This window comes from Kitasatospora sp. NPDC088160 (genome assembly GCF_044741445.1).
Taxonomy (GTDB): Bacteria; Actinomycetota; Actinomycetes; order Streptomycetales; family Streptomycetaceae; genus Kitasatospora.
The window spans coordinates 34,915-41,171 of the sequence record NZ_JBIUSS010000045.1; the positions used below are offsets into that span (position 1 = coordinate 34,915).

The 6,257-nt window shown below is 75.0% G+C and carries 6 protein-coding genes; 4 read left to right on the forward strand and 2 right to left on the reverse strand.

Features of this window, described 5'->3' with window-relative positions:
* Window positions 1–4: 4 nt before the first annotated feature.
* Complete coding sequence (locus tag ACIOGZ_RS40760) at window positions 5–829, reverse strand: DeoR/GlpR family DNA-binding transcription regulator (protein ID WP_363632724.1); 825 nt, start codon at window positions 827–829, stop codon at window positions 5–7.
* Between the two features lie 191 nt (window positions 830–1,020).
* On the opposite strand from ACIOGZ_RS40760, the gene galT reads away from it, so the two are divergent.
* Complete coding sequence (gene galT, locus ACIOGZ_RS40765) at window positions 1,021–2,121, forward strand: galactose-1-phosphate uridylyltransferase (protein ID WP_363632726.1); 1,101 nt, start codon at window positions 1,021–1,023, stop codon at window positions 2,119–2,121.
* Between the two features lie 56 nt (window positions 2,122–2,177).
* On the forward strand, window positions 2,178–3,320 hold the full coding sequence (gene galK, locus ACIOGZ_RS40770) for a galactokinase (RefSeq protein ID WP_363632728.1): 1,143 nt from the start codon (window positions 2,178–2,180) through the stop codon (window positions 3,318–3,320).
* 43 nt (window positions 3,321–3,363) lie between these two features.
* Here galK and ACIOGZ_RS40775 read toward each other — a convergent pair whose 3' ends face one another.
* Window positions 3,364–4,077 carry an NADPH-dependent F420 reductase gene (locus ACIOGZ_RS40775; protein ID WP_400989656.1) on the reverse strand — a complete coding sequence of 238 codons (714 nt, stop codon included), beginning with the start codon at window positions 4,075–4,077 and terminating at the stop codon, window positions 3,364–3,366.
* A 99-nt stretch (window positions 4,078–4,176) separates the two neighbouring features.
* On the opposite strand from ACIOGZ_RS40775, the gene ACIOGZ_RS40780 reads away from it, so the two are divergent.
* Together ACIOGZ_RS40780 and ACIOGZ_RS40785 are read left to right on the forward strand one after the other, a co-directional pair.
* Entirely contained in the window at window positions 4,177–4,995 is an 819-nt protein-coding gene (locus ACIOGZ_RS40780; protein ID WP_400989658.1) for an SDR family NAD(P)-dependent oxidoreductase, read from the forward strand.
* Window positions 4,996–5,137: 142 nt separating this feature from the next.
* Window positions 5,138–5,983, forward strand: coding sequence for a helix-turn-helix domain-containing protein (locus tag ACIOGZ_RS40785; protein ID WP_371516081.1), 846 nt, complete (start codon window positions 5,138–5,140; stop codon window positions 5,981–5,983).
* Window positions 5,984–6,257: the final 274 nt, after the last annotated feature.

Below are 6,257 nucleotides of genomic sequence, written 5' to 3' on the forward strand. Positions count from 1 at the left end.
CCCGTCAGGCCTGGGGGCCCTGCTCCCCGGTCGGCGCGACGATCAGCTCGCCCACCAACTGGGCGGCCGACGAACGGTGTTCGGCCGCCAGTGCGTCGTCGGTGACCAGCACGTCCAGTTGCTCCAGTGCGGCGAAGGAGGCCAGGCCGACCGCGTTCCACTTGGTGTGGTCGGCCACCACGACGACCCGGCGGGCGGACTGGAGGAAGGTCCGGTTGGTCTCCGCCTCGGCCAGGTTCGGGGTGGTCAGCCCGGTCTCGGCCGAGAGGCCGTGGCAGCCCATGACCAGCACGTTGACGTGCAGCGAGCGGATCGCCTGGTCGGCGACCGGCCCGACCAGCGCGTCGGAGGGCGTGCGGACGCCGCCGGTGCGGATCACCGTCGCGGTGGCGGGGGTGCCGTCCTCGTCGGGTTCCTCCAGCAGTTCCGCGATCCGCAGCGAGTTGGTGACGACGGTGAGGCCCTCGACGGCGCGCAGCTGCCGGGCGACCGCGAAGGTGGTCGTCCCGGCGGCCAGCCCGACCGCCGAGCCGGGCGGCACCAGGGCGGCGGCGGCCCGGGCGATGGCCTCCTTGGCGGGGAGCTGCCAGTTGGCCTTGGTCTCGAACCCGGGCTCGCCGCTGGCCGCCGCCTCCGTCCGCACCGCCCCGCCGTGCACCTTGTGCACCAGGCCGCGGCGGGCCAGCGCGTCCAGGTCGCGGCGGATGGTCATGTCGGACACCCCGAGGTCCCGGACCAGTTCGGTCACCCGGACGCCGCCGCGCGCGCGGACCCGCTCCAGGATCAGCACGCGGCGCTGTCCGGCGAGCGGTTGGGCGCTGTCAGCCATCGGGGGGCTCCTCGGGTCGGTGTGGTCGGCGTGACCGTTCGGCCGGCCGTCCGTCCAGCCGTCCGTTCGACTGGCCGCCCGGCGGGCCACGGTCACCGCCATCATGGCAGGCGCGGGCCTCTTCCGGACAGCCGGGCTTGATGGATAATGTTGGATATTGTTGTTTCGTGTCGGATAGAGGGAAGAAGGCCATGGCCGGGACCCTGACCCAGCCCACCGCCAAGACCGCGACCACACTCGCGGACGGGCGACAGCTGATCTACTACGACAGCGGCGAGGCCGTCCCCCGGGACGCCGTCGACCGGCGCCCGCTCGACCCGCCCGCCCACGGCTCCGAGGTCCGGCTCGACCCGGCCACCGGAGCCTGGGTCACCGTCGCCGCGCACCGCCAGGCCCGCACCTACCAGCCCCCCGCCGAGGAGTGCCCGCTCTGCCCCTCCCGGGACGGCCGGCACAGCGAGATCCCCGCCGACGACTACCAGGTGGCCGTCTTCGAGAACCGCTTCCCCTCGCTGGCCGGCCCCCCGGCGGCGCTGGAAGGCGTCGACGGACTGCGGGTCAGCGGCCCCGGCGCCGGGCGCTGCGAGGTGGTCTGCTTCACCGCCGACCACGACGCCTCCTTCGCCGACCTCGACGAGCGGCGCGCCCGCCTCGTCCTCGACGCCTGGACCGACCGCACTGCCGAACTCGCCACCCTCCCCGGCGTCCGGCAGGTCTACTGCTTCGAGAACCGGGGCGCCGAGATCGGCGTCACCCTCGCCCACCCGCACGGCCAGATCTACGCCTTCCCCTTCACCACCCCGCGCACCGCCCGGATGGCCGCGCGCGCGGCCGAACACCGCGCCGCCACCGGCCGCAGCCTCTTCGACGACCTGCTCGCCGCCGAACGCGCCGACGGCGCCCGGGTGGTGCTCGCCGGAGAGCACTGGACGGCCTTCGTCCCCTTCGCCGCCCGCTGGCCGTACGAGGTGCACCTCTACCCGCACCGCCGGGTCGCCGACCTGACCGGCCTGGACGAGCCGCAGCGCGCCGAATTCCCGCGCCTCTATCTGGAGTTGCTGCGCCGCTTCGACCGCCTCTTCGGCGCCGGCCGCACCCCGTACATCTCCGCCTGGCACCAGGCGCCCGCCGGCCAGGAGGACGAACTCGCCCTCCACCTGGAGCTGTTCACCATCCGGCGCGCGGCCGACAAGCTCAAGTTCCTGGCCGGGGTGGAATCCGGCATGGACGCCTTCGTCAACGACGTCACCCCCGAGGACGCGGCCCGCCGGCTGCGGGAGGTAGCCCTGTGACCACGCCCCTAAGTACGCCCGTGACGACGCCCGTGACCACGCCCGTGGAGACTCCTGTGAACACCCCCGCGGCCTCCTTCGAAGAGCTCCACGGCCACGCCCCCGAGGGGGAGTGGGCCGCCCCCGGCCGGGTCAACCTGATCGGCGAACACACCGACTACAACCTCGGGTTCGTGCTGCCGATCGCCCTCCCGCAGGCCGTCCGCGCCCAGGCCCGGCGCCGCGACGACGGCCGGCTGCGGCTCTGGTCCGCCCAGGGCGACGGGGTGGTCGCCGACCTGGCCGTCGCGGACCTGGCCCCGGGCTCGGTGCCCGGCTGGGCGGCCTTCCCGGCCGCCGTGGTGTGGGCGCTGCGCGAGGCCGGGCACCCCGTCGGCGGTGCCGAGTTCCGACTGGAGAGCGACGTGCCCGGTGGTGCCGGGCTGTCCTCCTCGGCCGCCCTGGAATGCGTCGTCGCGATCGCGTACAACGACCTGTACGGGCTGGGCCTGTCCGCACCCGACCTCGCCCTGATCGCACAGCGGGCCGAGAACGACTTCGTCGGCGTCCCCTGCGGGATCATGGACCAGATGGCCTCGATGTGCTGCCGCCCGGGCGCCGCCCTGCACCTCGACAGCCGGGACCTGGCGATGCGGCAGGTGCCGCTGGACCTCGCCGGTTCCGGCCTCGCCCTGCTGGTCCTCGACACCCGGGTCAAGCACGACCTCGGCGACGGTGCCTACGCCGCCCTGCGGGCCGGCTGCGAGCGGGCGGCCGCGCTGCTCGGACTGCCCGCGCTGCGCGAGCTGACGCCCGCCGCCCTGCCGGCCGCCCTGCCCCGACTCCCCGAGGAGCTGAGGCCGTTGGTGCGCCACGTGGTCACCGAGAACGAGCGCGTCACGGCCGCCGTCGCCCACCTGGACGCCGGCCGGCCCGCCGCGCTCGGCCCGATCCTCACCGCCGGCCACGCCTCGCTGCGCGACGACTACCGGGTCTCCTGCCCCGAGACCGACCTCGCCGTCGAGGCCGCCCTCGCCGCCGGCGCCCACGGCGCGCGGATGACCGGCGGCGGCTTCGGCGGCTCGGTGATCGCCCTCGTCGACGCACCGGCCGCCGACACCGTCGCCGCCGCCGTCACCACCGCGTTCCGCGCGGCCGGCTACGCCGCCCCGCGCACCCTCACGGCCGTCCCGGCCGAGGGGGCCCGCCGCACGGGCTGACCGGGCCCGTCGGGGTCGGCGCGGGGAGCACGCCTTCCCGGGGTCACGCCTTGTGGTCCGCCGGGCGCTCCGGAGACGCCTCCGCGAGCGCCCGGGTGACCGCCTCCACCCCGGCGCGCAGCCCGTACACCGGCGTGCCCGGCTGCTGGCGCCAGGACTCGTCGATCCCGCCCGCGTCCACCGTGTCGAAGCCCAACTCGTCGATCAGCGCCCGCACCACGTGCTTGGCCGCCTCGTCGTCCGCCGCCACCGGCAGGGCGATCCGCTCCGGGTCGCCCTCCGGCCGCGGCCGCTCCAGCAGGTCCTGCGCGTAGGTGCCGTTGAACGCCTTCACCACGGGGTGGCCGAGGTGCCGCTCCGTCCACCGGCTCTCGGTCAGCCCGTCGTCCTCGATCTCGTCGATCCGGCCGTCGCGCTGCTGCGGGTAGTAGTTGCCGGTGTCGATCACCGCCGCGCCCTCGGCCGCGCCGTCCAGCAGCCCGGCCGGCAGGTCCGGCACGTTCTTCAGCGGCACCGTCACCACCACGACCTGCGCTCCGCGCGCCGCCTCGGTGGCCGGCACGGCCGTCGCGCCCGTCTCCTCGGCCAGGGCGGCCAGCGACTGTGGACCGCGCGAGTTGGCCACCGAGACGTCGTGCCCGAGCGCCGTCAGCCGTCGGGTCAGGTTGCCGCCGATGTTGCCCGCACCGATGATGCCGATCTTCATGTCAGACCCCTGTTCGCGAGTGTCACACGCTTGTCGTCCTGCCCCAACCACCCGGTGGCGCCGTCGATTCCCGGTGCAGGGTGGTTCTTCCGGACCCAGGGTCGGGCCGGGCCTGGCCCCGGCTCCACGGCCGTCGGGAGAGTGGGTGCCATGACCGACAACGCCCCGTCCGACAACGCCATGACCCGGGATCCCGCCGACTCCCGGGAATTCGCCGACCGCACCGTCCTGATCACCGGCGGCACCAGCGGCATGGGCCTCGCCACCGCCCGCCGCCTCCTCGCCGCCGGCGCCCGGGTGGTCATCACCGGCCGTGACGACGCCCGGCTCGCCCGCGCCGCCGAACGGCTCGACGGCGGCGACCGGCTGCTCGCCGTCCGCGCCGACGTCGCCGCCCGGGCCGACCTCGCCCGGCTCGCCGCCACCGTCCGGGAGCGCCACGGCGCGCTCGACGGCGTCTTCGCCAACGCGGGCGTCGGCGTCTTCCAGCCCGCCGCCGACGTCACCGAGGACGACTTCGACCACACCGTCGACGTCAACTTCAAGGGCGTGTTCTTCACCGTCCAGCACGCCCTGCCCCTGCTGGAGGCGGCCGGCGGCGGCTCCATCGTGCTCAACGCCTCCTGGACCCCGCACCGCGGCCTGCCCGACGCCCCCGTCTACGCCGCGACCAAGGCGGCCGTCCTCAGCCTCGCCCGCACCCTCGGCAGCGGCCTCGCCGCGCGCGGCATCCGGGTCAACTCCGTCAGCCCCGGCTACATCGCCACCGAGATGTTCCACGCGGTGATCCCCGACCCGGCCGCTCACGAGCCGATCCGCGCGCGCATCCCGCTCGGCCGCCTGGGCCGGGCCGAGGACGTCGCCGAAACCGTCGCCTTCCTGCTCTCCGACCGGTCCTCCTACATCACGTCCCAGGACATCGTCATCGACGGCGGCCTGGTGCCCGCCGTCCAGGCCGTCGCGGGCTGACGTCCGGTTGATCCCCGGCTGCCCCCGGCCGCGCCCCGCTACCGCCTGCCCCCCCCCGCTACCCCCCGCGCCCCGGTGCCGGCCGTGCCTGGTCCTGGCAGGGCCAGGCACGGCCGGCCGCCTCCGGGTGAGAATCATCCCCATGAACCCGACCAGTGCCCTGAGCGAGTTCCTCCGCACCCGCCGCGCCCAGCTGCGGCCCGAGGACGTCGACCTGCCCGACTACGGCGGACGCCGCCGGGTCGCGGGGCTGCGCCGCGAGGAGCTCGCCCACCTCGCCGGGGTCAGCGTCGACTACTACACCCGCCTCGAACAGGGCCGCGTCGGCAACCCCTCCGAAGCCGTCCTCGACGCCGTCGCCCGCGCCCTGCAACTCGCCCCCGACGAGTCCGGCCACCTCCACCGCCTCGCCCGCCCCACCCGCCGCGCGCCCCGCCGCCGCACCGCCCCGCAGCAGCCCCGCCCCTCCCTGCTGCGCCTGCTCGACCAGCTCGACCACGTCCCGGCGCTGGTGATGGGCCACCGGATGGACGTCCTGGCCTGGAACCGTGCGGCCGTCGCGCTGTTCGGCGACTACGGCGCCCTGCCGGTCGAGGACCGCAACATCGCCCGCGGCACCTTCCTCGACCCGGCCTCGCGCGAGCTCTACGGCGACTGGACGGCCTGCGCCCGCGAGAACGTCGCCTTCCTCCACCTGGAGGCGGGCCGCCGTCCCCACGACCCCCTCCTCGCCGAACTCGTCGGCCAACTCTGCGTCCACAGCGAGGAGTTCCGTCACCTCTGGGCCGAACACCCGGTCGCCGACAAGACCTCCGGCCGCAAGCTCTTCCACCACCCCATCGCCGGCCCCCTCGACCTCGCCTACGACACGCTCCGCCCCGCCGACGACCCCGACCAGGCGCTCGTCACCTACACCGCCGACCCGCACACCCCGTCGGACGACGCCCTGCGCCTCCTGCTCTCCTGGTCGGCGTCGGCGACCCGCTGAGCGGCCCGCTCCAACGGCCGTCTGCCCGGACGGCACGAGATCCTGGGCACAAAAAGGCCGGTCGTAGGCCCTCGCGGGGGTCGAGGGCCTACGACCGGGGTTCAGGGGGGCGTTAGTCGAGGTCGTCGCCGAAGTCGGGGCGGATGCCCTTGGCGAACTGGATCTCGTCGTTGCTGGTACCGGCCGCGACCATCGGCCAGACCATGGCGTCCTGGTGGACGATGAAGTCGATGACGACCGGGCGGTCGTTGATCTCCATGGCCTGCTTGATGAC

What these genes read in the sequence shown, in the direction of transcription:
- ACIOGZ_RS40760 (WP_363632724.1), bottom strand. Translation starts at nt 829, where the DNA reads ATGGCTGACAGCGCCCAACCGCTCGCCGGACAGCGCCGCGTGCTGATC.
- galT (WP_363632726.1), top strand. Translation starts at nt 1,021, where the DNA reads ATGGCCGGGACCCTGACCCAGCCCACCGCCAAGACCGCGACCACACTC.
- ACIOGZ_RS40780 (WP_400989658.1), top strand. Translation starts at nt 4,177, where the DNA reads ATGACCGACAACGCCCCGTCCGACAACGCCATGACCCGGGATCCCGCC.
- ACIOGZ_RS40785 (WP_371516081.1), top strand. Translation starts at nt 5,138, where the DNA reads ATGAACCCGACCAGTGCCCTGAGCGAGTTCCTCCGCACCCGCCGCGCC.